Source organism: Agrobacterium sp. 6Ca8 (assembly GCF_055382765.1).
The window spans coordinates 465,254-490,779 of the sequence record NZ_AP026434.1; the positions used below are offsets into that span (position 1 = coordinate 465,254).

At 60.0% G+C, this 25,526-nt stretch carries 21 protein-coding genes; 12 read left to right on the forward strand and 9 right to left on the reverse strand.

Features of this window, described 5'->3' with window-relative positions:
* Complete coding sequence (locus tag ACZ5A6_RS16400; RefSeq protein ID WP_080801404.1) at positions 1 to 1,149, reverse strand: mandelate racemase family protein; 1,149 nt, start codon at positions 1,147 to 1,149, stop codon at positions 1 to 3.
* Positions 1,150 to 1,534: 385 nt separating this feature from the next.
* Here ACZ5A6_RS16400 and ACZ5A6_RS16405 point away from each other — a divergent pair, with 385 nt between their 5' ends.
* Positions 1,535 to 2,563 (forward strand): LLM class flavin-dependent oxidoreductase, encoded by a 1,029-nt coding sequence (locus tag ACZ5A6_RS16405; RefSeq protein WP_112650856.1) that lies wholly within the window; start codon positions 1,535 to 1,537, stop codon positions 2,561 to 2,563.
* 61 nt (positions 2,564 to 2,624) lie between these two features.
* Here ACZ5A6_RS16405 and ACZ5A6_RS16410 read toward each other — a convergent pair whose 3' ends face one another.
* On the reverse strand, positions 2,625 to 3,932 hold the full coding sequence (locus ACZ5A6_RS16410) for an NtaA/DmoA family FMN-dependent monooxygenase (protein WP_035199544.1): 1,308 nt from the start codon (positions 3,930 to 3,932) through the stop codon (positions 2,625 to 2,627).
* Between the two features lie 359 nt (positions 3,933 to 4,291).
* Between ACZ5A6_RS16410 and ACZ5A6_RS16415 the strand changes: the two genes are divergently transcribed.
* From ACZ5A6_RS16415 to ACZ5A6_RS16450, 8 genes are all read left to right on the forward strand, one after another.
* Positions 4,292 to 5,347 (forward strand): ABC transporter substrate-binding protein, encoded by a 1,056-nt coding sequence (locus tag ACZ5A6_RS16415; RefSeq protein WP_464111168.1) that lies wholly within the window; start codon positions 4,292 to 4,294, stop codon positions 5,345 to 5,347.
* Between the two features lie 7 nt (positions 5,348 to 5,354).
* Positions 5,355 to 6,251, forward strand: a complete 897-nt coding sequence (locus tag ACZ5A6_RS16420) for an NmrA family NAD(P)-binding protein (RefSeq protein WP_464111169.1) — start codon at positions 5,355 to 5,357, stop codon at positions 6,249 to 6,251.
* Complete coding sequence (locus tag ACZ5A6_RS16425; RefSeq protein WP_464111170.1) at positions 6,242 to 7,411, forward strand: LLM class flavin-dependent oxidoreductase; 1,170 nt, start codon at positions 6,242 to 6,244, stop codon at positions 7,409 to 7,411. Before ACZ5A6_RS16420 ends, ACZ5A6_RS16425 begins: the two co-directional genes overlap by 10 nt.
* Positions 7,412 to 7,504: 93 nt before the next feature.
* Positions 7,505 to 8,704, forward strand: a complete 1,200-nt coding sequence (locus ACZ5A6_RS16430) for a M20 aminoacylase family protein (RefSeq protein ID WP_333717361.1) — start codon at positions 7,505 to 7,507, stop codon at positions 8,702 to 8,704.
* Positions 8,705 to 8,737: 33 nt separating this feature from the next.
* Positions 8,738 to 10,327, forward strand: a complete 1,590-nt coding sequence (locus ACZ5A6_RS16435; protein ID WP_333717360.1) for an ABC transporter substrate-binding protein — start codon at positions 8,738 to 8,740, stop codon at positions 10,325 to 10,327.
* A gap of 296 nt (positions 10,328 to 10,623) precedes the next feature.
* Positions 10,624 to 10,962 (forward strand): DUF3088 domain-containing protein, encoded by a 339-nt coding sequence (locus tag ACZ5A6_RS16440; protein ID WP_026330699.1) that lies wholly within the window; start codon positions 10,624 to 10,626, stop codon positions 10,960 to 10,962.
* Positions 10,963 to 11,003: 41 nt separating this feature from the next.
* The gene (locus ACZ5A6_RS16445) at positions 11,004 to 12,599 is read left to right on the forward strand and encodes an ABC transporter substrate-binding protein (protein ID WP_333717359.1); all 1,596 of its coding nucleotides are present in this window, start codon (positions 11,004 to 11,006) and stop codon (positions 12,597 to 12,599) included.
* Positions 12,600 to 12,654: 55 nt separating this feature from the next.
* Positions 12,655 to 14,007 carry an LLM class flavin-dependent oxidoreductase gene (locus ACZ5A6_RS16450; RefSeq protein ID WP_333717358.1) on the forward strand — a complete coding sequence of 451 codons (1,353 nt, stop codon included), beginning with the start codon at positions 12,655 to 12,657 and terminating at the stop codon, positions 14,005 to 14,007.
* Between the two features lie 16 nt (positions 14,008 to 14,023).
* On the opposite strand, the gene ACZ5A6_RS16455 is transcribed toward ACZ5A6_RS16450, so the two are convergent.
* The 7 genes from ACZ5A6_RS16455 to ACZ5A6_RS16485 form a co-directional block, all read right to left on the reverse strand.
* Entirely contained in the window at positions 14,024 to 14,995 is a 972-nt protein-coding gene (locus tag ACZ5A6_RS16455; RefSeq protein ID WP_464111171.1) for a LysR substrate-binding domain-containing protein, read from the reverse strand.
* A gap of 19 nt (positions 14,996 to 15,014) precedes the next feature.
* Positions 15,015 to 16,253, reverse strand: coding sequence for an acyl-CoA dehydrogenase family protein (locus ACZ5A6_RS16460; protein ID WP_111801096.1), 1,239 nt, complete (start codon positions 16,251 to 16,253; stop codon positions 15,015 to 15,017).
* Positions 16,254 to 16,323: 70 nt separating this feature from the next.
* Positions 16,324 to 17,379, reverse strand: coding sequence for an aldo/keto reductase (locus ACZ5A6_RS16465; protein ID WP_003511118.1), 1,056 nt, complete (start codon positions 17,377 to 17,379; stop codon positions 16,324 to 16,326).
* Between the two features lie 18 nt (positions 17,380 to 17,397).
* Complete coding sequence (locus ACZ5A6_RS16470) at positions 17,398 to 18,333, reverse strand: ABC transporter ATP-binding protein (protein WP_003511116.1); 936 nt, start codon at positions 18,331 to 18,333, stop codon at positions 17,398 to 17,400.
* On the reverse strand, positions 18,311 to 19,309 hold the full coding sequence (locus tag ACZ5A6_RS16475; protein ID WP_013761673.1) for an ABC transporter ATP-binding protein: 999 nt from the start codon (positions 19,307 to 19,309) through the stop codon (positions 18,311 to 18,313). The genes ACZ5A6_RS16470 and ACZ5A6_RS16475 overlap by 23 nt, the downstream gene beginning before the upstream one ends.
* Entirely contained in the window at positions 19,306 to 20,301 is a 996-nt protein-coding gene (locus ACZ5A6_RS16480) for an ABC transporter permease (protein ID WP_003511114.1), read from the reverse strand. The genes ACZ5A6_RS16475 and ACZ5A6_RS16480 overlap by 4 nt, the downstream gene beginning before the upstream one ends.
* Entirely contained in the window at positions 20,298 to 21,287 is a 990-nt protein-coding gene (locus tag ACZ5A6_RS16485) for an ABC transporter permease (RefSeq protein ID WP_065687801.1), read from the reverse strand. Before ACZ5A6_RS16485 ends, ACZ5A6_RS16480 begins: the two co-directional genes overlap by 4 nt.
* A gap of 269 nt (positions 21,288 to 21,556) precedes the next feature.
* On the opposite strand from ACZ5A6_RS16485, the gene ACZ5A6_RS16490 reads away from it, so the two are divergent.
* The 3 genes from ACZ5A6_RS16490 (at position 21,557) to ACZ5A6_RS16500 (ending at position 25,480) form a co-directional block, all read left to right on the forward strand.
* Complete coding sequence (locus ACZ5A6_RS16490) at positions 21,557 to 23,164, forward strand: ABC transporter substrate-binding protein (protein ID WP_464111172.1); 1,608 nt, start codon at positions 21,557 to 21,559, stop codon at positions 23,162 to 23,164.
* 112 nt (positions 23,165 to 23,276) lie between these two features.
* Positions 23,277 to 24,308, forward strand: a complete 1,032-nt coding sequence (locus tag ACZ5A6_RS16495; protein WP_464111173.1) for an ABC transporter substrate-binding protein — start codon at positions 23,277 to 23,279, stop codon at positions 24,306 to 24,308.
* Positions 24,305 to 25,480 carry an acyl-CoA dehydrogenase family protein gene (locus ACZ5A6_RS16500; RefSeq protein WP_065659598.1) on the forward strand — a complete coding sequence of 392 codons (1,176 nt, stop codon included), beginning with the start codon at positions 24,305 to 24,307 and terminating at the stop codon, positions 25,478 to 25,480. Before ACZ5A6_RS16495 ends, ACZ5A6_RS16500 begins: the two co-directional genes overlap by 4 nt.
* The last annotated feature ends 46 nt before the right edge of the window (positions 25,481 to 25,526 follow it).

Consider the following 25,526-nt stretch of genomic DNA (forward strand, 5'->3'; position numbering starts at 1 on the left):
TTATCTCACCCGGTTGTTGTCGATGAAATCGAAATCGATATCCTCGCCAAGGCCCGGCCGGTCGGGAACGTGAACGAACCCATCGCGGTCCATCGGGTCGGACAAAGACTTCAGATAGTCGTGGCCGTCATCATATTCGAGGAAGGGATGCAGGAGGCCACGCTCGTACCAGCGGCAATTCTTGGTGGCGGCGACCACATGCAGGTTCATGGCCGTATTGCCATGCACCTCGCATTCCATACCGAAGGCTTCGGCGAGATGCATGGTCTTGAGCGCCGGCGTGATGCCGCCTACATCGTTGACGCCGGTGCGAAGAATATCGCAGGCGCCGGCCTTGATCCATTCTGCGCGGTGCCAGTGCTTGCCAGCTGCACTTTCCGGGCCGACGACGGGAATATCGAGATTGTCGGCGAGCCACTTGTAGGAGGAGAGCGACTGCTCATCCATCGGCTCCTCGATCCAGTCGAAGCCGAGCTTTTCAAGGCCACGTCCCAATGCCAGCGCATCGGTGCGGGAATACCAGTGAAAGGCGTCGATCATCAGGCGGATATCGGGCCCGACCGCTTCGCGCACGGCCGCGCAGGCCTTGAGGTCCATCTTCACATCCGGCGCCCAGCTGACGGGCGGCATCCAGGTGTGAAGCTTGATGCCCTTGTAACCGCGCTTCACCAGCGTTTCGGCGAACCGGCCGTAGTCTTCAGGCGTTGCAAGGCCGCCTTCCAGCTCGTCCCCACACATGATCGAGCCATAGGCGAGCACCTTGTCGCGATAACCGCCGATCAACTTGTATACAGGTTGTCCGAGGCTGCGACCGGCAAGGTCCCAGAGCGCGCAGTCCACCACCGCCAGCGTGCGGTCCGTCAGCTGCGCCGCCGAGCCGCGTTGCCAGTGAGCAAGGTCCTGCCAAAGGCGTTCCCGGTCGCGATGATCCTCGCCGATCAGCACCTTCTTGACGAATTTTTCGATGACATGCGGGCGAACGATTTCCGGCGCTGTGAAGGAATGGCCTTCTTGCCCGTCTTCCGTGCGGATGGTCAGCATGGCCTGTTCCACCTGATGCGCCGGACCCGGATGTGCGTGACCGGCACTGTCCGAGTGCCGACGGGTCGTCGTGCGGAAAACACGGACCTCGACGTCGGTGATGATCATAATTCCTCCCTCATGCAGGTATCGCAGCGTTCGTGGTGGCTGCAATGTCATACATGTATGCATTATTTGTCAACATGTATGATAATCTGTATTACATGTTGGGGAGGAAAATCAAGGGCATTCGCGCGGCGCTCGATACGTCGGCGTATTTAAAAGGATGGAGAGGGGACAAAGCGACCGCTCCTTGAGGATTAATCTATAATTTTAGTAGACTAATGAATCGCGCAACGATCTTTCAAAAATCGCCGGGACTATAAAAGACCATGCCGCGCCAGCGATGCCGGTCATCGTGCATTCTGCTTGGGTATGCGCGGTACAGGATGATGGCCGCACCTGCGCTGTCTGAGCTTCATCATGCCTCAACAAACATTCCCGGATGTACACCATGCCTATTTCCCGTATCTCGCATTTTGCTTTTCTGGTTCCCGGCAACTATCACGATGATGATCCTGCGCAGGGGCTGGAGGAAACTCTGCAGCTTTTCGAAGTCGGCGAGGCGCTGGGTTATGATAGCGCCTGGGTCCGCCAGCGCCATCTGGAACGCGGCGTGTCCTCGGCCGCCACCTTTCTCGCGGCGGCGTCGCAGCGCACCAAGCGGATTGGCCTCGGCACCGCCGTCATTCAACTGGGTTATGAAAACCCTTTCAGGCTGGCGGAAGATCTCGCCACCGTGGATGTGCTGTCACACGGACGGTTGAATGTCGGCGTCTCTGTCGGCGCGCCGCCCTTCGCCCATCTGATTTCGGATTATGTCGATACGGCGCCCGATGCGGATTACAGCCATGCCCGCGCCGAGAAGCTCGCCAGGGCCTTGAGATCAGAACCGCTGTCCAGCGAAACGGAGGCGGGCAATGCAGCGGGCGCGCAGGTGCCGCGCCTTCGGCCCTTCGCCAAGGGGTTGACCGACCGGCTGTGGTATGGCGGCGGATCGCAGAATTCCGCTCGCTGGGCGGGGAAGGCGGGATTCAATCTGCTGACCGGCAATATCGTCAGCGGTGAAAATACCGATGATTTTCTGACGGCGCAGGCGGCCCTCGTTGCTCGGTTCCGGCAGGAATGGGCGCATGAGCGCCAGCCGCGCGTCGCCCTTGGCCGCGTGATTTTGCCGACGGACAGTGCCAGCCCGGCGACACGCCGCCGTTATGCGGAGTTTGCGGCCGAGCGCGACAAGCGCACGCATACGCCGCATGGTGCGCGCCGCACGCTTTTTCTGCCTGATATTGTCGGGACGACGGATGAAATTCTGGAGAAGCTGTCGCGCGACCCCGTTCTGCCGTTTGTCTCGGAATTCCGTCTGGAACTGCCCTATGAATTCCAGCCGGAAGATTATCGCCAGATCGTGACGGATTTCGCCTCTGTGCTGCCGCAGCTTTCCGGCGAAAGGCCGGTTTTGAAAGTGGCAACAGCTCAATAGTGCGTTCACAACGCCGCCATTCCTGCGCCGAGCGTGGGAATGGCGAACGAGGCGAACAGCGTCAGTCCGGTTGAGGCAGGCCGTATCTTTCGCGGATGGTCGTGCCTTCGTATTCGCGCGGATAAACGCCGCGGTCTTGCAGCACCGGCACGACTTGTTCGACGAATTCGGCGATATCGTCAGGGGCACGGGGCGGCTGCAATGTGTAGCCGTCAACCGTTCCGTCCTGCCAGAGATCGATGATGCCGTCCGCCACCTCTTCCGCTGTGCCGAGCAGTAGTCGGTGATGCCCCTCCGAGCGCCGCACGGCCTCGCGGGCGGTGAGCTTTTCATGGGTCAGCAGTTCGGAAAGGCCAAGCCCCATGCCGACAGCCCATTGCCGGTTCTGGTCGGGAATGAAGCGCTCGCCATCCAGTTTCGCATCGGGATCGAAATCGCGGGGATCGATACCGTTTTCCTTGGCGAAGCGTGCCAGAAGACCGTCTTCCGAGCCGGTTCCGCTGTAGAGTTCGTGTTTGCGCAGCGCTTCCTCGCGCGTCTCGCCGAGAATGACGACGAGGCCGGGAACGATGCGGATGCCGGAGGGATCGCGGCCGAAAGACACTGCGCGGTCACGGACCTTTTTGCCAAAGGCCTGGCCAGCGGGACGGGACAATATGTTGCAATAGATAATCTCGCCATGACGTGCCGCCAGATCGATGCCGCCCTCGGAAGCGCCCGCCTGGGCGATGACGGGGTGCCCCTGCGGTCCACGAGGGACGTTGAGCGGGCCTTTAACATGAAAATATTGCCCCTCGTGATCGATGGTCTCGGCCGTCGCCGCATCCCAGAAGCGGTCTTCCGGTATCTCGCCTTCGCGGCGCGGATCCCAGCTCGACCAGAGCTTTTTCGCGACATCGAGAAATTCCGTGGCCTTGGCATATCGCTCATTGCGCGGCGGCAGCGGGTCGTTGCCGAAATTGGCGGCGACGTTCGGATTGAAGGAGGAGACGATGTTGACGATCAACCGACCGCCCGTGACGATATCGATGGATTGCGTTCGTCTCGCAAAATTATAGGGCGAGTTATAGGTGGAGGACACCGTCGCCACGAATCCGATGTCCGGCACCTGTGCGGCAAGCGATGTGGAAAGGATGAGCGGATCGATGGTGTGAAACGGCCGGCTTGTCGGGTCGGTCAGCAATGCCGGGTGATCCGAAAGGAAAACGGCGTCGAACCGGCCTTTGTGAGCCAGTTCCGTCAGTCGCCGGTAATAGCCGATATCGTTGATATCGTGCCGGTCTCCGCTCCTGTATTTCCAGGCATTGGCGAGGTATCCGGTGGTATTGATGCCGACATTGAGATTGAGCCGGCGTTTGTTCGTGCTCATGCTGCCACTTTTTCTTTCAGGTCTGTTGGATTGCCGGCTTGCGGGTCCGACACAATTGCGGGGAAGCGTAACAGCCGGGGTTCCGGTCGCGAGTTAAAAATCCTTGCTGTCAGGAGAAGAAAAACTTCTGAGACATGGCCGACTCCCGCAAGGAAATGCTCACATCGCGTGCCGCTCTCCGCCGAAGTATCGCTCGAGGATGACGCCATTTCCGAAAGGATATTTTACCGGAAGTACGAAGCCATGATGATATGGAAACGAATTTCCTCAATGGCCTCTCAAATAGTACACTTTATCTATAGAAAATATTTTATGGCGTGTAGCGTGTCGTAGAGATCGCAATTGAGAGGACGAACGCCATGGCTGATGCGGCCCTTCGCCAGATAACCCACCCTGAAACCGTCTGGTACACGCGCTGCCCGGCGCCGACGCCGCTTTCCATCGCGGTGCAGCTTGGCTGGATCGAGGAGAGTTTCGCCGGCCACGGCATTACTGTGTCCTCAATTCGCGATGCGGCGGATCCGGCCATTCGCCAGAGCCATTTCGATCACCGTCTGGACTGGTCATTCCGTCAGGGCGGTAATATTCCGCCTATCTGGGCAAAATCCGGCGGACGCCAGACGCGTCTTGTCGGTTTGACCAGGACCGACGAGTTTCAGGCGGTCATAGCGCTGCCAGCCAGTGGTATAACAAAGGGCGGCGAGCTGAAGGGCCGGCGCATCGGGCTGCCGAAACGACCGAACGAAACCATCGACTTCCAGCGCGCCACATCGCTCAAGGGCATCGTGTCGGCACTGACCGTTTCCGGCCTTTCCGTGGCGGAGGTCGAGCTGGTCGATCTCACCGCAACCGAGCCGGTGCTGCTCGGACCGGCTGACGACAGGTTCCATGGCCTGCGCCGACGGCTGCCCTATGGGGAGGAGATCGCGGCATTGCATCGCGGAAAGATCGATGCGTTTTTTGTCAAAGGAGCGGAGGGCGTCACCGTTGCCAATCTCATTGGCGCGCGCGTCGTCGTGTCGACTGGGTTTCACCCCGATCCGAAAATCCGCATCAATAACGGCACGCCACGTCCTTTGACCGTGGATGCCACCTTTGCCGATGAAAGGCCCGATCTCGTCGCCGACCTCGTGGCCACGGTACAGCGGGTTGCCGGCTGGGCGAACGCCAATCCGGCGGAAGCGGTGCGTTTCATCGCCCGCGAGATCGGTGTCAGCGAGGAAGCGGTTATCGCCGCCAACGGGGCGGATGTGTACCGTAACCTGAGGCTCGATCTCGATCCGGCGGAGCTGGATGCGCTCAGCCACTTCAAGGATTTCCTGCTGGAATGGAAATTCATCCCTGACGATTTCGATGTGAACGACTGGGCCGATCCGCGCGCCCTTTCTTTACTGCAACAGGCTGCGGCGAAGTGAGGGCGTCATGACAGCAACCATTCTTGTAACGGGTGCAACCGGCAAGCTCGGCCAACGCGTCGTCAGCCGCCTTTTACAGAAAGAGGCGAAGGTTAGGGTGCTGACCCGCCGGGGTGAGGACGCGCTCAAGCTTTGGGGCGACAGGGTGGATATTTCGGAGGGGAATTTCTCCGATCCGGCCAGCCTGAAAGAGGCCTCACGCGCGATAGACACGGTGTTCCTGCTTTCCCCAATCGGTGAAACGCTGGCGGCGGACCAGAACGCGGTCATCGATGCCGCTCTCTCCGCCAGCGTATCGCGGATCGTGAAAATATCCGGCTCCGACTGGACCATCGCCAATGCCGCACGCTCCATCTCGGGTGCCGCCCATGCCGAGGTCGAAAAACATCTAGCCGGGAGCGGCATTGCGCATACGGTGCTGCGGCCGAATGCCTGGATGCAGGTGGCGCTGGAACCCGTCGTCGCAGCACTACGCCAGGGGGAGGATGTGCCCACCCGTTTCGGCGATGCGGCCGTTTCCTTCATTGATGCCGACGATATAGCCGATGTGGCGGTTCACGCCTTGACTGCGAGCACGTCTGTTTCCGGCGCCTTGGTGCTAACCGGCGGTGAAGCCTTGACGGCACTGGAAATCGCCCGCATCGCGGCCCGTATCCTGCATCGCCCCGTGGGGATATCGCATCATTCCGCTTCCGTTTTTCCACCGCATATCGGAGCTTTCGAACAGAAGGCGATTGGTGAATTCGGCCAACTTATCCGCGAGGGCCTCGCGGCCCCCGTCAACGACAACATCGAGCGGATTACCGGTCGTCAGCCCCGCAGCGTGGAGGCCTATTTGCGCGCCCGGCTGGCAGCGACCACCCCGCAGGGTAATCATTCCGAGGGAGAAAAGACATGGCGCTGACTGTTTCACTGCCTGAAGGTCCTGAACTGAAATGCCCCACTGATTTCGAAGACAGCCCGCTCAGCCGCGCGGCGAAACAGCCACTGATGCTGGGGCTGTTCCTCAATCTGCAGGACATCAACTTCTCCAGCCTCCCAACCAGCAATAGCTGGACCTTCGATTATAACGCGGAGCTGGTGAAGCGCGCGGAGGAGCTTGGTTTCGAAATCGCGTTCAGCCGCACGCAATGGCTGCCCAAGGGCGGTTATGACGGCGAATCCTCGCTCGACAGTTTCATCGCACTCGGCGCCATGGCGGCGGTCACGAAGAGTATTCTTCTAATCTCCACCATCCATGTGCTTTACGGGCCCCTGCATCCGCTTCATCTCGCAAAATATGGCGCAACGCTGGATCATATCGCCAGGGGACGATGGGGCATCAACATCGTCACCGGCCATCGCGCCATAGAGCATGAAATGTTCGGCTGGCAGCGGATCGACCATGACAAGCGCTACGACATGGCGGGCGAGTTGTTCGATGTGCTGCATCGCCTGTGGGGAGAAACCGAAAACTTCTCCTACGAGGGCAAGCTTAACCCCTGGGCCATCAACAACGGCTGGATAACGCCAAAGCCCGCCTTTGGCCGCCCGCCGCTGGTGACGGCGACCGGCTCGCCGGCCGGTATCGATTTCGCCGCCCGCCATTCCGATCTGGTTTTCGTTACCTCGCCCGGCGGCGCGCATATCGACAGCGCGCTGGAAACGCTTCCCGATCATATCGCCACCATCAAGAACCGCGCCAGGGCCTATGGCCGTCATGTGAAGACGCTCATCAATCCGATCATCGTCAGCCGCGATACGGAGAGGCAAGCGATCGCCTATGCCGACGCCATCGAGGCGGGAAAACCGCAGCCCGGCACCCGTGCCTTTGCGACCAACAATTACGACAGCGACGCCCATGCCTGGCGGGGTCGCGGCGATGCACGCCACAAGCAGGGGCGCAATCTCGGCGGCAATATCGAAATCATCGGCTCGCCGGAGCAGGTGGTCGAGCAGCTTGTCGGCTTGAAAAAGGCTGGCATCGATGGCGTGCAGCTGAATTTCTACGATTTCCGCGAAGATCTCGAATATTTCGCTGAGCGCATTCTGCCCTTGATGAAGGAGGCTGGCCTGAGGCTCTGACGCCTCTCCCGCCTCAGATTTCCAGTTCTGAAGCTTAGCACTTCGCAATCACAGAGATTGCGAGAACGATCTTTTTTGCCCTGAGGAGATACCGTGAATATTGCCGTCGATCCCGTCAAAACGCCCGCGCCGAAAGTCATAGACCGGATCGGGACCTATGTTCCCGAACTCGTCTCCATCCGCCACGATCTGCACCAGCATCCGGAAATCGGTTTCGAAGAGGTGCGCACCTCTGGCATCGTCGCCGAGAAGCTCACCTCCTGGGGCATCGAGGTGCATCGCGGTTATGGCAAGACCGGCGTGGTCGGCGTGCTGCGTGGCCGTCATGCTGGCAACCGTTCAATCGGGTTGAGGGCGGATATGGATGCCCTGCCGATGCCGGAAGAAACAGGGCTGCCTTATGCATCGGTCTATCCCGGTAAGTTCCACGGCTGCGGGCATGATGTGCACACCACCATATTGCTTGGCACCGCCCGTTATCTGGCGGAAACCCGTGATTTCGCCGGCACGGTGATTTTCATTTTCCAGCCCGCCGAAGAAGGACTGGGTGGCGCACGCGCCATGATCGCCGATGGGTTGTTCAAGGATTTCCCCGTCGATGAAATTTACGGGCTGCACAATTCCTCCCATGCAGCACCCAACCATCTGAAGGTTTCGCCCGGCACCATTCTGGCAGGCGCCGATTTCTTCGATATCCGACTGAAGGGCAGGGGCGCGCATGCGGCTCACCCGGATGTCTCGCGTGATCCGGTGCCGGCGACGGGTGAACTCATCCAGGCATTGCAGACCATCGTCAGCCGCAATGTGCCGCCGACCGATCCGGCCGTCTTGTCGATCACCCGTATCGAGGCGGGATCTGCCTATAACGTCATCCCCGAAACGGCCTCGATTGCAGGCACGGTGCGGGCCTTCTCCGACAGCGTGCGTGAAACGATCCGCGGCCGTATCCGCACCATCTCGGATCATGTTGCCGCGGCTCACGGCCTGACCGCCGAGGTGGATATTCGCGACATATTCTCGGTTCTGACCAATCACGACGCGTCGGTGGAGATTGTGGCCGGGGTGGCGCGCGAAGTTCTCGGAGACGAGCGCGTTTCCACCGAGCCCAGCCGCTTCATGGGCAGCGAGGATTTCGCCGACCTCCTGAAACATGCGCCCGGTGCGTTTTTCACCCTCGGTCATTCCGGCACCGTGCCGGCCCATAATCCCGGTTTCATTGTCGACGATGCCATCCTGCCGGTCGGCGCCACCTTGTTTGCCCGACTGGTCGAAACCCGGCTGAAGCCTGCCTGAAATTTGAAAACAAGCCTGCAAGAGGAAACATCCATGGATATTACAAGACGTAAGACATTGCTTTTGAGTGCTGCGATAGGTGCGGCCATGCTGCTGCCATCCGTGCCGGTGCTGGCGGCAGAAACGCCGAAAAAGGGCGGTATTGTCACCCTTGCGGGTCTCGGTGAGCCGACGACGCTTGTGCCGCTTTCCGATTCCAATACGCGAACGCGCGCGATTTCCACCAAGATCCTGGAAGGGTTGGTACGCTTCGACAGCGAGTTCAAGCCGCATCCGGTTCTCGCCGAAAGCTGGGAAACCTCCGCCGACGGGCTGCGCTACACCTTCAAGCTGCGCAAGGGCGTCAAATGGCATGATGGCAAGGATTTCACTGCACAGGATGTGAAATTTTCCCTGCTTGCCTTCAAGAAGGTTGGCCCACGCGGCCGTATCACTTTCGCCAATGTTGCCGATATCGAAACGCCCGATCCGCTGACGGCGGTAGTGGTGCTTTCCAAACCTGCACCCTATCTTCTGCGGGCGCTGACCGGTGGCGAAACGCCCATTTTGCCGGCCCATGCCTATGCTTCGGAAAACTACAATGAGAGCCCGAACGGCAACGCGCCCGTTGGCACCGGCCCCTTTGTGTTTGAGGAATGGAAACGCGGCAGCTATGTGAAGCTCAGGAAGAACCCGAACTACTGGCAGGCCGATCTTCCCTATCTCGATGGCTTCGTGGCGCGGTTCGTCGCTGACGCGGCCTCCACCACCATCTCGGTGGAAACGGGCGAGGCGGATTATACCGCCGATGTCTCCTACAGCGATCTGGAGCGTTTGCGGCAGAATCCCAAGCTTGCGGTGGAGGTCTATACCGACTCCTATCTCAATAACGCCGCCGTATTCGAGTTCAATCTGGAGAACCCGATCCTCGCGAAAAAGGAGGTGCGGCACGCGCTGGCACATGCCATCGACCGCAATTTCATCAACGACGCGATCTTTTTCGGCACGGCGAAACCCGCCGGTTCGAACATTCCAGCGGTATTCACCGCCTATAATGACGAGAAGCCCTTTACCTATCCCTTCGATCTGGCCAAAGCGAATGAGCTGCTGGACAAGGCGGGGTATCCGAGGGGTGCGGATGGCACGCGTTTTTCGCTGCGGCTGGCCTTCCTGCCCTCCGACGTTTTCCGCAAAACCTCCGAATATCTACGCTCGTCCTTCGGCAAGCTCGGCGTGAAGGTGGATATCGTCGAAGGCGATCTCGCGACCTTCATCAAGCGCGTCTATACGGAGCGCGGTTTTGACCTGACGGTGAACGGCATCAGCCGGTTGTTTGATCCGACAGCGGGCGTGCAGCGGCTCTACTGGTCCGATGGCATCAAGAAACCCGCGCCATACGTCAATGCCGCCCACTACAACAATCCCAGGGTGGATGATCTTTTCCGCGCCGCTGCGATTGAAGTGGATGAAACGAAACGGGCGGGGCAGTTCCACGATATCCAGAAAATCACCGGTGACGAATTGCCGAATTTCTCTATCGTCGCCCTGCCGACCGTCATTCTGCGCAACACCAGCCTGCAGTCTCTCGTCACCACAATCGACATTGCCTATGGCGATCTGTCGACGGCCTGGAAGAACGAGTGAGCGTTTTGCATATGGCAATAAAAAACCCGGCAATTTTGCCGGGTTTTTTATTGCTGAAAACGGCCCTCCGGCCTTTTTTCACTATCGCGGGATAACGGCTTTTTCGGGAAAAACGTTGCCTTTGGAACAGGCGGGCAGGAACGGTGATGCCAATTATCGGAACTCTAAAAAAATCAATTTCTTCAATAATTTAGGGCGAAGGAATTCTTCGTTTTGCGGGAAGAATAGCTTTCTGGACCTCTGATTTCTCTGCCTGCACTGTGTCCATGAAATCTCACCCGCACACGATGGATGCCATGGCCAAGGATACGCTTTTTTTGATCGCCCCCGGTTTTGAAGACCCCAAGCACCCCGGTGTCCGGTTCGTCTGCCCGCATTGTAACCAGATCGAAGGCCTGCTTGCCGCCTTTCCGGACCTTGCCGCCGGGATTGATATCCACCGGGTCGGTTTTCAGCGTCCGCGCGAAGCGGTCATCGCCGTCGTGGGTGAGGAAAACCAGTCGTTGCCGCTGTTCGTCTTTACCGGCGATGCACCAGCCGATGCGACGACCAAAGGCGACACGCACTTCATTCAGGACACGAAACGCATTTTGCAAATCCTCGCCGAGCGTCACGGGTTCCCGCAACTGCACTGAGATGCCGCACCCCGCACATCGGATTTTTATCGGAGATAGACATGACCTTTTCCAGACGCCAGTTTCATAAAATTGCACTCGCCGCCGGCGCTTTCGTGGCGCTGCCAGGTGGTTCTTTCGCTGCTGCTGAAGAGCCCGTTTCGGGCGGTACGCTCAAGATCGTCTATTTTCCCGAGCCGACGCAGCTCGTGGCAATCAATACCAGTGCGGGCGGTCCGCAGTTCATCGGATCGAAGATTTATGACGGGCTTTTGACGTACGATTACGAACTTTCGCCCAAGCCGAGCCTTGCCAAAGAATGGAGCGTTTCCGCCGACGGGCTGGAATATATCTTTCATCTGCAGCCGAATGCGAAGTTCCATGACGGCAAGCCGGTGACATCGGCAGATGTGGAGTTCTCGATCCTGCGGCTGAAGGAAGCCCATCCGCGCGGCCGGGCGACTTTCTCGCATGTTGAAAGCGTCGATACTTCCGATCCGCTGGTCGCGAAGGTGAAGCTTTCCAAGCCGGCGCCGGGATTGATAACCGCGCTCGCCTCGTCGGAATCGCCTGTTGTGCCAAAGCACATCTTCGAGACCTTCAAGCCGACTGACAATCCAAAACCCGCCCAGATCATCGGCAGCGGTCCCTTCGTCCTGAAGGAATGGGTGCCGGGAAGCCATATTCTTCTGGAAAAGAATGCCGACTACTGGGACGCGTCAGGTCCTTATCTCGACCGCGTCATCATTCGCCTCATCAATGATGCGGGCGCTCGCGCGGCGGCGCTGGAAACCGGAGAGGGCGACATTGGCCCGAACCCGGTGGCGCTTGCCGATCTGGAACGGCTGAAATCCATTCCGACGCTGAAGGTGGATGACCGCATCTACGCCTATGCCGGCCAGCAGAACCAGCTCGTCATCAACCTTGAGAACGAATATCTCAAGGAATTGAAGGTGAGGCAGGCTATTGCCCACGCGATCGACGTTCCGGCGCTGATCGATACCGTGCTTTACGGTTACGCCGTGCCATCGCCCACGCCGATCAGCCCCGGCCTTGCGAAGTTCCACAATCCGGATATCGGTTTTGCCAAATTCGACGTCGCGCTGGCGGAAAAGCTGCTGGATGAGGCGGGCTTTCCGCGCAAGGATGGCGGCAAGCGCTTCAAGCTCAGGGTCACCACCAACCCGTTCAACCCGCAGACCTATTCGGATTTCATAGCGCAGGCGCTTTCCAAGATCGGCATCGAGGCGGATATCCAGAAATTCGATTTCGGCACCTATGTGAAGGTCGTTTATACCGATCGCGCCTGGGACCTTTCAGTCGAATCCCTCTCCAATACCTTCGATCCGACGGCCGGCGTGCAGCGTGTCTACTGGAGCAAGAACTTCAAGATCGGCCTGCCGTTCTCAAACGCCAGCCACTACGCCAATCCGGAAGTGGACCGGCTGCTGGAAGCGGCCGCGGTGGAGCCGGATATCGAAAAGCGCGCAGCCTTCTTCAAGGAGTTTCAGGTCGTCGTCGCCAAGGATCTTCCCGTCATCAATCTCGTTTCGCCAATCCAGCCGGTCGTCGGCAGCGTCCGCATCAAGGATTACGCGACAGGGGCGGAGGGGCTCAGCGGCAATCTCGCCAAAGCGTGGGTGACGAAGGAGGCGTAAGCGCATCCTCACCTCTCGTTTAAAGCCGCGTCAAAGTTGAAAAGGGTTCATCGCCATGAGCAGAAAATCCGAGAAGCTGGTCCTCAATGCGTTCATCTATCCGGGTGGACACCATGAAGCAGCCTGGCGCCACCCCGAGTCGGAGCCACTGCGCATCACGGATATAAGGCTCTACCAGGATATCGCCCGCAAGGCCGAGGCGGCAAAGCTGGATGCCATTTTCTTTGCCGATGCGCCGGTGCTGGACGCTAATATCCGCTATGCCGCCCGGCACCGGCTGGAACCGATCACCATGCTGGCGGCCTTGGCGGCCGTCACCGAAAAGATCGGCTTCATTGCGACGGCCTCCACCACCTATTACGAGCCTTACAATCTCGCGCGGCTGTTCGCCTCGGTCGATCATATCAGCGGCGGCCGGGTGGGCTGGAACATCGTGACGACCTCGGCCGATGCGGCGGCCGGAAACTTCAATCTCCAGCAGCATCCGCCGCATGCCGACCGTTACCGGCAGGCGACTGAGTTCGTCGATGTGGTGACGAAGCTCTGGGACAGCTGGGAAGACGATGCCATCGTCGCCGACAAGGAGAGCGGTCTTTTCGCCGATACCGACCGCATCCATCCTGCCAGTCACGAGGGCGAGTTCTACCGGGTGCGGGGCTCGCTTAACCTGCCACGCTCGCCGCAGGGCAGGCCGGTCTATGTGCAGGCCGGCTCTTCGGAGGACGGCCGTGGCTTTGCTGCCCGTTATGCCGAGGCAATCTTTACCGCGCATCAAACTCTGGAGAGTGCGCGGTCTTTTTATTCCGACATCAAGAGGCGCGTGGCGGCCACGGGGCGCAATCCCGCCCATGTGAAAATCCTGCCGGGGATCAGCCCCTTCATCGCCTCCACCGAAGAGGAGGCGCGAAAGCTCGAGGCGAGTTTCAACAATCTCATCCAGCCGGCCTTTTCGCTTGGGCAGTTGCAGCGCATTACAGGCATTGATCTCTCATCGGCCGATCTCGATCAGCCGTTGCCGAAGGAGGCGGTGGAAGCGACGCGCGCGCAGGCGGATAGCAGCCGGCATCAACTGGTTCTCGATGTCATCGATCGGGAAAATCCGACGATCCGGCAATTGTTGCACCGGCTTGCCGGCGGGCGCGGCCACAAGGTGATTTCGGGAACGCCGGAACAGGTGGCAGACTGGATAGAGACCTGGTTCCGTGAAGGTGCTGCCGACGGCTTCAACATCATGCCACCATGGCTGAATGGCGGGTTCGATATTTTCGTCGACGAGGTCGTGCCGATCCTCAAACAGCGCCGGCTGTTCCGCGAGGACTACGAGGGCAACACGCTGCGTGATCATTACGGCCTGCCCCGGCCGGAAAACATCCATACGACCAGGGAGTTGCAAAGGGAACGCGCCTGATGTGGGACGGGCGTGCTCAGGCGGCGGCTTCGAGTGAGCGTGTATTCTCGCGCAACAAGGCGAGTAGAGATGCGATTTCCGGCAGCCGCCGCCTGTCAGGACTGGTCAGAAGATGATACCGGCTGGCGGTCGGCTGAGGTGCGCCGAAAGGTGCGATCAGACGGCCGGTTCGAAGCTCTTCGGAAATGAGCGAGTGGCGCGCAAGGCCGATGCCGTGGCTGGACAAGAGTGCCTCTATCAGCGCGGTCTGACGCGAAAAGCGCGGTCCGGTTGCGGAAAGCCGAAGCGGAATGCGGCAGGCGCGCAGCCAATTTGCCCATTCGAAGGCAGCATCGGCGCCATTGCCGCGCAACATCGCAAAAGAGATATCCCGAAGCCGCTCGGGTTTACCATTAAGCTGGTGGCGGGTCGCAAAATCCGGGGTGCAGACGGCACTGACGGTGTCGGCAAAAAGCGGTTCGTGAATGAAACCGGGGATTTGTCCGTGGGTGGCGACGATCGCGCAATCGGCATCGAAATGCGTGAGGTCGATGGCGTCGCCCTCGAGAGATTCAATCGAGATATCTACGTCTCCAAGGGCTGGAACGATGGTTCCCAACCGCGGCGCCAGCCATCGGGCCGCAAAACAGCCTTCCGCCAGAACCTTCACCTGCCGCCGGCCGCCGGAGGCCATGAGATCGGAAAGGCTGCCGATCATAGTCTCGAAAGCGTCCGCAAGGCCGGGGTAAAGCGTGCTGCCGGCCTCGGTCAGCACCAGCTCGCCGCGCTGGCGGCTGAAGAGTGTTTGCCCGAGATGGGTTTCCAGACTGCGCACCTGCTGGCCGATTGCGGCAGTCGAGACATGCAGTTCTTCCGCGGCCCGCGAGAAGCTGGCGTGACGCGCGGCCACGACAAATGCGCGCAGGGCCGTCAGCGGCGGCAGCCGGGAAAGCGTCGGCAACCGGAAAGCCGCTCTTGCGACCGAAGGAGGGATGAATTCCGTTCTCATGGCCGTTTTCCCTTCATGGCTAGAATACCCGGCCTTCCCTGAGGTGCGTCGTGGTGCCGTTGAGATAGTAGTCGCCGATGACACGCGCCTTGTGGGCAAGCGGATTGTGGTTGTAGACCGTGCGGATGTTGCGCCAGTGGCGGTCGAAATTCCGCTCGCTGGACGTCGCCGATCCGCCGCCGAGTTCGTAAAGGTTGGTGGCGACCGTCAGCGAAAGCTGCGATGCGATGATCTGGGTACGGGCGGTGGCGAGAGAACCTTCCAGCAAAGCCGCTTCTATCGCCTCTTCGTCGCCGCTGGAAAAGGCGGCGGCGGTCCTGTCGAGCGTTCTTGCCGCCTCGCGGATCAGCGTCTTGACGGCGAAGGCACCGGCGCTGATCTCGCCGAGCATCTTTTGCACAAAGGGGTCCTGATTGGCGGTTTCGGCGCTGCTGTGGAGAGTGGTGCGCGCCTGGCGCAGAACATAGTCGATGCCGTCGTTGAGTGCACCCTGAACGGCACCGGCGGCAGAGGCAGCGAGATGCAACTGTCGCATGGCCGAGCTGTGGCGCCCGATCTGGCTGCCGAGCTTGCGGGTCGTCAGCTCATGCGGGAGCACCTCGACATTTTCAAGCAAAACGCCGCCGCTTGCCGTCATGCGCTGGCCCATGCTGTCCCAGTCGTCGAGAATGGTGATCCCGGGCCGATCAAGCGGAATGAGGACGCCGATCGGCTGTTCGTCGTCGCCGACAGCGCTGAAGGTGCCGAAATCTGCGAAGGCGGTACCGGTCGCATACCATTTGCGGCCGTTCAGACGATAACGGTCGCCATCGGCGCTGAGGCGCGTGGTGATTTCGCCGGGGCGTTTGGTCCCCTGTTCCGTGCTGGCGCCCGCAAAGAGCTTGCCGGTGAGGACATTTTCGAGGTGCCGCCGATCCTCAAGCTCGATCGGTGTGAGAGCGAGGTTTTCGGTGAAATTGAAATGGCTTCGGAGTGCGTGCGGAATATTGCTGTCGGCTTCCCCGAGGATCATCAGGACTTCTATATAGTCCGCAATCGAGCCTCCCGGCCCGCCTTTGGCCTCGGGGATGCGCAGCGTGCCGATCTTGGCTTCTTTGATCAGGCCGAAGATTTCGAAGGGAAGTTCCCGCTGACGCTCACGGCGAGCGGCATCCTTGGCGGCAACAGCCGCAATGTCCCTGGCGCGGGCCAGAATGTCGTCTCGGCTCGGCACGCTGGAATTATCGGTGGTTGCGGTCTGTATTTTAGGATTGGACATTGCGGATTTTCCCTGAGCGGATGTGATGACCTGCGGCACGGTCGCGCCGCAGGCATTTTCTTCTGGACGATCAGGCGACCGCGCGCGGCTTGACGACCGGGCGGGGAGCCGGTTCGATATTGCGCGGCACGCGGCCTTCGACGGGATGGCTCGGATCGTTGAAGCCGGGTGTCGAGGGATGGCCTGTCGTCACAAGGCTGTCGACCAGCGCCTCGTCTTCCGCATCGATCTTCACATCGAGGGCGCGGACGTAACCGTCCCAATGGTCTTCAGTGCGCGGGCCGGTGATCGCGGCGGTGACGAACTTGTTGTTCAGCACCCAGGCGAGCGCAAAATCCGCTGCCGAAACACCCTTTGATGCGGCGTGCGCCGCAACCTTCTGGGCGATTTCGACCGACTCGGGGCGCCATTCGGTTTCCAGAACCCGCTTGTCGCCACGGCCGACACGGGTATCTGCGCCCGGCTGCTCACCCGGCTGATATTTGCCGGTCAGCACGCCACGTGCCAGCGGCGAATAGGAAACGACGCCCAGCCCGTAATTATGTGCCGCGGGCAGCTGCTCGGCTTCGGCTGTGCGGTTGACGATGTTGTAAAGCGGCTGGCTGGCGATAGGCCGGTCGATGCCGAGCTGATCGGCCAAATGCGAAATTTCGGCAATGCGCCAGCCCCGGAAGTTGGAAACGCCGAAATAGCGCAGCTTGCCGGCACGGATGAGATCGGCAATGGCGCGTACCGGTTCTTCCAGCGGCGCGTCGAAGACGGCGCGGTGGAAATAGAGGATATCGATGTAGTCGGTGTTGAGACGGCGAAGCGAATTCTCGACGGTCTCGATCACCCATTTGCGCGAATGGCCGCCAAGGTTCGGACCCTTGGTGTGGGAATTGACGAATTTCGTTGCCAGAACCCAGTGATCGCGACTGGCCTTGATACCGCGACCAACGACTTCTTCCGACTTGCCGTCGTGATAGACATCGGCAGTGTCGATGAAGTTGATGCCCTGCTCGCGTGCCTTGTCGATGATGCGGAAGGCCACGTCATCCGGCGTCGGGCCTCCGAACATCATCGTGCCGAGGCTCAGCGGTGAAACTTTCAGCGCGCTGCGTCCGAGATAGCGATAGTCGACCATTATGGTTGCTCCTTCAGTTTATTGGGCATGGTGGCAAGCCACGGCGTGGTTCTTGCCGAAAAGGGTGTAATCCGGCGCTTTTTCGCGACAGAGATCGGTGGCGAGCGGGCAGCGGGTGTGAAACCGGCAGCCGGATGGCGGGTTGTGGGGGCTCGGCAGGTCGCCGGAAATGGGCGCTGCCTGCTTGCGGCGCGCGGGATCGGGAACGGCTGCGAGAAGCGCACGGGTATAGGGGTGTTTCGGCGAGGCCCAAAGCTCCGCGGTCGGCGCGCTTTCCACGATCTTGCCGAGATACATGACGAGAACGCGATCGGAAAAATAGCGTACGACCGAAAGGTCGTGGGATACGAAGAGATAGGACAACGAAAGCCGTTTCTTCATCTCCACCAGAAGGTTGAGGATCTGCGCCTGTATGGAAAGATCGAGCGCCGAGACAGGCTCGTCGCAGACGACCAGTTCCGGCTCGAGAACGAGCGCCCGGGCAATGCCGATGCGCTGGCGCTGGCCGCCGGAAAACTCGTGCGGATAGCGGTCGAGTGCATCCGGTGGCAGACCCACCTGCGCGACGATCGCCTCGACGATCTCCCGCTGTTGCGCCCTGTCGCCAATGCCGTGCACCTTCAACGGCCCGGTAAGGATGGTTCGCACCGTCTGGCGCGGATTGAGCGACGCGAATGGGTCCTGAAAGATCATCTGGATGCGGCGGCGGATGCCGCGCAGCTGCGACGACGACATCGCCGTGACATCGGCGCCCTTGAAGGTGATCCTGCCAGAAGTGGGCTCCACCAGCCGCATCAGCGACTTGCCGAGCGAGGATTTGCCGCAGCCTGATTCACCCACCAGCGCCACGGTCTCGCCCGCCTCGATGTCGAGCGACACATCGTCGACGGCGCGGACTGTTCCGCGTCCTCCCGAATAGTGGGTGGAAAGACTATGCACTGACAAGAGCGTCATCAGATACCTCTTGGGATGTGGGGGATACGAAGGGGCAGGCGGCGTAGCGGCCTTCCGAGACGAGCCTCAGCGGCGGTACGAACTGCCCGCAGAAACCGCGGGCGCTCGGACAGCGTGGCCGGAAGGCGCAGCCGCGCTCGCCCGTAGCGGAAACGATTGAACCCGGAATTTCGATGAGTGGCCCGTCGCGATAATGCTGGCCGTCTTCGGCGCGCGGAGAGGCAGCCAGCAGGCCGCGCGTATAGGGGTGGTAAGGATTGGAGAAAACCGGTTCAGGCAATCCTTCTTCCACCTTGCGGCCGGCATACATTACCATCACCCGGTCGGCCCATTGCGCCACAATGCCAAGATCGTGGGTGATGAGGATGACGGCCATGTTGAGATCGCGGCGCAGATTGTCGAGCAGCTGCAGGATCTGCGCCTGTATCGTCACGTCGAGCGCGGTCGTCGCCTCATCGGCGATCAGTAGTTTGGGATTGCAGGCAACGCCGATGGCGATCATGACGCGCTGGCGCATGCCGCCGGAAAGCTGGTGTGGATAATCGTCCACGCGGCGCTGGGCGTCGGGAATATTTACGAGGTCCAGAAGCTCGATGGCGCGTTTGCGCGCCTGGTGCCTGTCGATCCTTTCATGGATGCGCAGCACCTCGATGATCTGTTCGCCCACCGTCAGGACCGGGTTCAGCGACGTCATCGGTTCCTGAAAGATCATGCCGATATCGCGGCCGCGAATGCCTCGCCATTGCCGCTCGGAAAGCGGCAGGAGATCGCGGCCTTCGAGCAGAACACGCCCGCCGGTTTTTGCATGCGACGGCAACAGGCCGATCAGGCCGAGCGCAGTCAGCGATTTTCCCGAGCCGCTTTCGCCGACGATTGCAAGCATTTCGCCGGACTGCACATCGAAGCTGACGCCCTTGACCGGTTGTGCTGAGCCGAAGCTGACGGAGAGATCGTGGACTTCGATAAGTTTGCTCATCGGCGTTCCTCCGAAAAACGGGGGTTGAGCGCATCGTTGAGACCGTCGCTGATGAGGTTCAGCGAAATGACGGTGAAGACGATGGCGAGGCCGGGAAGGGCGGTCAGATACCAGGCGGTGCGAATGACGTCGCGTCCCGACCCGATCATCGAACCCCAGGAAACACGGTTGGGGTCGCCAAGTCCCATGAAGGAAAGGGCTGCTTCCATGAGGATCGCACCCGCCACCATGACGGAGGAGGTGACGATGATCGGCGGCAGGGCGTTGGGCAGAATTTCCTGAAACACGATACGCGCATGGCCATAACCGAGGCTTCGTGCGGCAAGCACATAGTCCTTCTCGCGGATGGCGCGGAATTCGGCGCGGGTCAGGCGCGCAACAAGTGGCCAGGTAATGATGCCGATTGCCGAGGTTACCGTGGTGACCGAAGGCTGGGCGATAGCGACGAGCACCACCAGCAGCACGAAGTTCGGCAATGTCTGGAAGATTTCGATGATCTTCACGAGAATATCGTCGATGACGCCACCGAAATAACCGGCGAAAGCACCGATTGTTATGCCGATCGTCAGCCCGATCAGGGTGGCGACGACACCGACGGTGAGCGAGATGCGTGCGCCATGCACGATGCCCGCCAGCACATCACGACCCATGGAATCGGTGCCGAGCGGATAGGCTGGATTCTGGCCGGGCCAGAGGAAGGGGCGGGCCACCATTTCCAGCGGATCGCCCGGATAGATCAGCGGGGCCGTGACAGCGGCGATGAGGACGGTGGCAAGAAACAGCAGCCCAACGATGGCGTTGGGATTGGTCAGGAAAATCTTCAGTTCCCGCCGCAAGCCGCGCCGCGGCACGGAGACGGAGCGGGCTGAAAGCGCGTCCGGCGCATGGATATAGGGCCAGACTTTTTCTTCAGGTTTTTTAGGTTTGGGATTGCTCTCTTCGGCACTGAGTTCGGCCGCGTCGAGAACTGCTGATGTCTGGGAGGAATTCATCGGCTTTCTCCGATGCGGGGGTCGAGCCATGCCTGCAACAGGTCCACGGCGGCATTGACAATGATGACGACAAGGGAAGACAGAAGCAGAATGCCGAGCAGCACGCTGAAATCGCGGGCCATGACGGCCTCGAAAGCAAGACGGCCAAGGCCTGGCCAGCTGAAGACGGTCTCGACCACGACCGCACCGCCCAGCAGGCCACCAATATGCATGCCGGCCATGGTGGTGATTGGGATGAGTGCGTTGCGCAGAATATGGCGTGTGGTGAGCCGGAAGGGTGAAACGCCTTTTGCCCGTGCCGTGCGCACATAGTCCTGGGATTTGACTTCCAGCATCGCCGCGCGGGTGAGGCGGGCATAAATCGCTAGAAAATAAAGCGCCAGCGAAAGGGCGGGGAGAACGATATAGCGCAGCCTGTCCAGAAGGGCGTCGAGGCCGGTGAGGCTGCTGCCGATGGTGCTGTCGCCGCCAGACGGAAGCCAGCCGAGCTTGACCGAGAAGGTGAGGATAAGCATCAGGCCGATCCAGAAGCCCGGCACGGAATAAAAGATTAGCGAGCCAATCGAAATGATCCGGTCCGGCAGCTTGCCGGAAAAGAGCGCCATGATGGAGCCGAGGAAAACGCCGACGAAAATCGCAATGCCAAGTGCTGCTCCCATCAGCGCCAGCGTGCCGGGCAACCGCTGGCCGATAAGATCGGCGACCGGCATGCCGTAGCGGGGTGAAAAGCCGAGGCTGAACTGGGCCAGATTGCCGAGATAGTTCATGAGCTGATGGACGACCGGCAGGTCGAGCCCGAAGCGTGAGCGAATTTCGGCCATGGTCTCGACGGTCGCCGAACCCGCTTCCGCGGCCAGCACGTCAGCCGCATCACCAGGCGCCAGCTGCAGCAGGAAGAAGTTCAGGATGACGATACCGAGAACCGTCGGGACGGCCTGAATGGCCACCCGCCTTGCCTGCGATAAAATCCGTTTCGAATTCGACATCGGCTCCAGTCCATTCGCTTGAAAACATGAAATCGGCCCGTAAAGGCGTTGGTATTAGTTGACTAATTTTATGGAATTTGTCAAAGAGTAATAGAATTATTTTCTGAAATTTACGGAAAAATGCGCCATAAAGAAAAGATAATTCCTATTTATGAGAATGGTTGGTGCTTCATGCCAATCTCACTCTCGTCTGCGGAACAAACTTCTTCCCAAGCGCGGCCGTTCAGTTTTGCCGGTTTTTCGCCGGTTCAATTAAGGAGATGTATCGCATGACTGTTTTCAACCAGACGACGCGCCGCGGATTTCTGCTGGCGTCGGTGGCGCTTGGCGTGGTGTCGTTGCCGGGGCTGAGGCTCAACGCAGCAGAGCCGGCAAGCGGCGGAACGGCCACTTTGCTCATCTCATCGGAGCCGCCGGTTCTGACGACGATCGCGCACACGGCCTATAATTCCGTCTACATATCGCCCAAGGTCACTGAAGGGCTGCTGACCTATGATTTCGACCTCAATCCCAAGCCGCTCCTGGCCAAATCATGGGATGTCAGCGGCGATGGCCTGCGTTACACCTTCAATCTGAGACCCGGTGTAAAATGGCATGACGGCCAGCCTTTCACATCTGCCGATGTGGCGTTCTCCATCAACACCATCAATGAAGTGCATCCGCGCGGGCGCAATACCTTCCTGAACCTCACCAGTGTCGAGACCCCGGATGATCTGACGGCCGTGCTGGTTCTTTCCAAGCCTGCGCCGTATCTGATAACGGCGCTTGCCGCTGCTGAAACGCCTATCGTGCCCAAGCATCTTTATGAAGGCACGAAAGTTACCGAAAATCCCATCAATCTCGCACCTGTTGGCACCGGCCCGTTCAAGTTCAAGGAGTGGGTGCGGGGCAGTCATATCGTTTTCGAGCGTAATGCCGATTATTGGGATGCGCCGCGCCCCTATCTCGACAAGCTGATTGTTCGCTTCATTCCTGATGCTTCGGCCCGGGCGATTGCCATCGAAACCGGTGAAATCGATCTCGCGCCCAGCACGCCGGTCGCCTATAGCGATCTCGACCGGCTGAAGGAGCTGCCGAGCCTCGGCTTCGAGACCAATGGCTATCAATATACCAATTCGATCAGCCGCGTGGAGTTCAACCTCGAGAAGGACGTGTTCAAGGATGTCCGCGTCCGCCGTGCCTTCGCGCATGTGATCGACCGCAAAGTCATCTTCAACACGGTCAATTATGGCTATGGCGCGACAATCACCGGCCCGATCAATCCGAAGCTGACGAAATGGTTTGTCGAGGATCTGAAGACCTATCCGATCGATCTGAAGGCGGCCGAAGCGCTGCTGGACGAGGCGGGATACAAGCGCGGCGCGGATGGTATCCGTTTCAAGCTCAATCTGGACTATGTGCCGAGCACCGAGGCCTATCCGCGTGGCGCGGACTACATTCGCCAGGCACTGGCAAAGGTTGGCGTGGATGTGACGGTGCGGACGCAGGATTTCGCCACCTACACGAAGCGCATCTATACGGATCGTGATTTCGACTTTGCCTATGAGGGCATGAGCAATCTCTTCGACCCGACAGTCGGTGTGCAGCGGCTCTACTGGTCCAAGAACTTCAAGAAGGGTGTGCCCTTCTCCAATGGCGCCGCCTACAGCAATCCCAAGGTGGATGCGCTGCTGGAAGCTGCCGCTGTCGAGATCGATCCGGACAAGCGCGTCGCGCAATGGAAGGAAATACAGCAGATCCTCGTTGATGACGTTCCTGCCATCGACATCGTTGCGGCACCTGAAATCACCATCTTCAACAAGCGCATTGCCGATCACACGATCGGTGCAGAAGGCGTCGCGGGCAGCCTGGCCTTCGCGCATATTGCGGCATCCTGATCGTCTCGCCAGACCCTGCCCACCGTTTGTGGCGGGCAGGGACATCTCCCTTTCGTCGACGGGCACCGCAGCATCGCTTTCTGGTGTCATCGTTTTCATCGAGGCCAAAGCCATGAGCACGACACTTTCTGAAATCTGGTACACACGTTGCCCGGTGCCCACGCCCGTAGGGCTTGCGGCGCAGCTCGGTTATCTCGCACAGACCTTCGAGGATGTCGGCATATCGCTGAAATCCATCATCGATTCACCGGATCGTTCTGTGCGGCAGAGCCACTTCAACCACACGCTGGAATGGTCCTTCCGCCACGGCGGTAATGTGCCCCCTATCCGCGCCCGCTCGGAAGGGCGCAATACGCGTCTTATCGGCATCACTTGGACCGATGAGTTCCAGGCGATCATCACCCTTCCGGAAAACGGTATCCGCTCGCTTGCCGATCTCGTCGGCCGCCGTTTCGGTGTGCCGCGCAGACCTGATGGGATTGTCGATTTCATGCGAGCGACAGCATTGAAGGGCATCGTTTCGGCGCTTTCGCTGGAGGGCCTTAAGGTCGAGGATATCGAGCTGAAGGATATCGTGATCAAGGATTCCGTGCTGGCGACACAGGAGGGACCATCCCTTTTCGGCCTGAAGCGGCGACAATCCTTCGGTGAGGAGATCATCGCGCTGTTGCGGGGTGAGGTCGATGCGATTTTCGTCAAGGGTACTGCCGGTATCGCCGCCGCGAACCTGATCGGCGCCGTGCAGGTGGCGGAATTCGGTTTTCACCCCGACCCGAAGATACGCATCAACTCCGGCTCTCCCCGCGTGCTGACAGTCGACGGACGACTTGCCGATGAGCGCCCCGATCTGGTGGAGCGGTTGGTCGCCGCCATTGCCAAAGCCTCGCTCTGGGCGGAGCAGCATCCGGAAGAGACCCGCCGTTTTATCGCGCGCGAGGCGGGTGCGACCGAAGAGCAGGTTCTGGCCGCCAACGGCCCGGATGTCCACCGCCATCTAGGTCTTGGCCTCGATGCAGACCTCGTCGCCGCCGTCGGCCATTACAAGGATTTCCTGCATCAATGGGGTTTCCTTGAAAACGACTTCGATCTCGCTGCGTGGATCGATGACCGTTTCGTCACGGCCAGTGAAAGGGCGGTGGCATGAGCGGCGCTTTATCCGCCGTTCCAAGCCCGGAGCAGCACTTGAATCCCGTCGCCATCGCAACCGCGCTCGCCGAAGATTTCAGCCTGACTGCGGCGGAGTATGACAAAAGCGGCGAATTCGCCGCCGGTAATTTCGAGGCGCTTTTCAAGTCTGGCCTGCTTGGTCTCGTGACGGCTGAAAAGGACGGTGGCTGGGGGGAGGGCATGGAAACCGCGCATGCCGTCATCGCCGCCATTGCCAAGGGTGATCCGTCAACCGCCCTCATCCTTGCCATGCATTACAGCGTTCATGCTGCCATCCGGCGCGGCAGGTGGCCGGCAGATCTCGCGGCAAAAGTGCTGGCCGCCAATAACAGGGAGCGGGCGCTTCTGAACAATGCGCAGGCAGAGCCGGGGATCGGTTCCCCGGCCCATGGCGGACTGCCGGAAACGACGGCGCGGATCGAGGGCGATTTCTGGGTGGTCAATGGCCGCAAGAGCTTCGTCACCGGCCTGCCGGGTCTGAAATGGGCGATTGTACTTGCCGTCACGACGGAAGAGGTGCCGCGCCTGATCCAGCTTCTGGTCCCGCTCGATGCGCCGGGCATCGGCCGGGAAAAGGCATGGGAAGCGACCGGAATGTATGCCACCGCCAGTGACGATCTCCTGCTTGAGAATGTGAGGGTGCCGCTCGCCGATATCGTTGCCGAACAGCCGGCGGACGAGCCGTTGCGGCGGGATGAGGCGGACGGTTACAATTTCTTCGTGCTGCTGGCCTCCGTCTATCACGGTGTCGCGCTTTCGGCGCGTGACGCCCTCTTGCGCCATCTGACAGGCCATGTTCCGGCAAGCCTCGGCGCGCCGCTGTCATCCATTCCCCGTATTCAGGAAGGTCTGGGCGAGATCGAGGTGCTTCTTGCGGCCAACAGGCGCCTGCTCCGCTCCGTCGCGCGTGATATCGATGCGGGTGATAAGGTAGGCACGGATGCGCTCGCCGTTCGTCATGTGGTGATCGACAATGCGGTGGCGGTGACGGATCTGGCGCTGGAGCTTGGCGGCAATCGCGGCCTTCGCCGGGATTATAATCTCGAGCGGCATCACCGCGACGCCATAACGGCAAGGGCGCATGCGCCGCAAAGCCACATGATCCGAACTATCCTCGGCCGTCAGAGCATCAAGGCTGTCGGCGGCTGACCGTAGAAGACATGGGCGGCTTTGTTCGGCAGGCCGCCCATGTTGA

Coding starts and splice junctions, on each gene's coding strand:
- ACZ5A6_RS16500 (WP_065659598.1), top strand. CDS start 24,305: ATGAGCGGCGCTTTATCCGCCGTTCCAAGCCCGGAGCAGCACTTGAAT.
- ACZ5A6_RS16485 (WP_065687801.1), bottom strand. CDS start 21,287: ATGTCGAATTCGAAACGGATTTTATCGCAGGCAAGGCGGGTGGCCATT.
- ACZ5A6_RS16470 (WP_003511116.1), bottom strand. CDS start 18,333: ATGACGCTCTTGTCAGTGCATAGTCTTTCCACCCACTATTCGGGAGGA.
- ACZ5A6_RS16435 (WP_333717360.1), top strand. CDS start 8,738: ATGGATATTACAAGACGTAAGACATTGCTTTTGAGTGCTGCGATAGGT.
- ACZ5A6_RS16420 (WP_464111169.1), top strand. CDS start 5,355: ATGACAGCAACCATTCTTGTAACGGGTGCAACCGGCAAGCTCGGCCAA.
- ACZ5A6_RS16450 (WP_333717358.1), top strand. CDS start 12,655: ATGAGCAGAAAATCCGAGAAGCTGGTCCTCAATGCGTTCATCTATCCG.
- ACZ5A6_RS16425 (WP_464111170.1), top strand. CDS start 6,242: ATGGCGCTGACTGTTTCACTGCCTGAAGGTCCTGAACTGAAATGCCCC.
- ACZ5A6_RS16490 (WP_464111172.1), top strand. CDS start 21,557: ATGACTGTTTTCAACCAGACGACGCGCCGCGGATTTCTGCTGGCGTCG.
- ACZ5A6_RS16405 (WP_112650856.1), top strand. CDS start 1,535: ATGCCTATTTCCCGTATCTCGCATTTTGCTTTTCTGGTTCCCGGCAAC.
- ACZ5A6_RS16400 (WP_080801404.1), bottom strand. CDS start 1,149: ATGATCATCACCGACGTCGAGGTCCGTGTTTTCCGCACGACGACCCGT.
- ACZ5A6_RS16410 (WP_035199544.1), bottom strand. CDS start 3,932: ATGAGCACGAACAAACGCCGGCTCAATCTCAATGTCGGCATCAATACC.
- ACZ5A6_RS16495 (WP_464111173.1), top strand. CDS start 23,277: ATGAGCACGACACTTTCTGAAATCTGGTACACACGTTGCCCGGTGCCC.
- ACZ5A6_RS16465 (WP_003511118.1), bottom strand. CDS start 17,379: ATGGTCGACTATCGCTATCTCGGACGCAGCGCGCTGAAAGTTTCACCG.
- ACZ5A6_RS16415 (WP_464111168.1), top strand. CDS start 4,292: ATGGCTGATGCGGCCCTTCGCCAGATAACCCACCCTGAAACCGTCTGG.
- ACZ5A6_RS16475 (WP_013761673.1), bottom strand. CDS start 19,309: ATGAGCAAACTTATCGAAGTCCACGATCTCTCCGTCAGCTTCGGCTCA.
- ACZ5A6_RS16460 (WP_111801096.1), bottom strand. CDS start 16,253: ATGTCCAATCCTAAAATACAGACCGCAACCACCGATAATTCCAGCGTG.
- ACZ5A6_RS16455 (WP_464111171.1), bottom strand. CDS start 14,995: ATGAGAACGGAATTCATCCCTCCTTCGGTCGCAAGAGCGGCTTTCCGG.
- ACZ5A6_RS16440 (WP_026330699.1), top strand. CDS start 10,624: ATGGCCAAGGATACGCTTTTTTTGATCGCCCCCGGTTTTGAAGACCCC.
- ACZ5A6_RS16480 (WP_003511114.1), bottom strand. CDS start 20,301: ATGAATTCCTCCCAGACATCAGCAGTTCTCGACGCGGCCGAACTCAGT.
- ACZ5A6_RS16445 (WP_333717359.1), top strand. CDS start 11,004: ATGACCTTTTCCAGACGCCAGTTTCATAAAATTGCACTCGCCGCCGGC.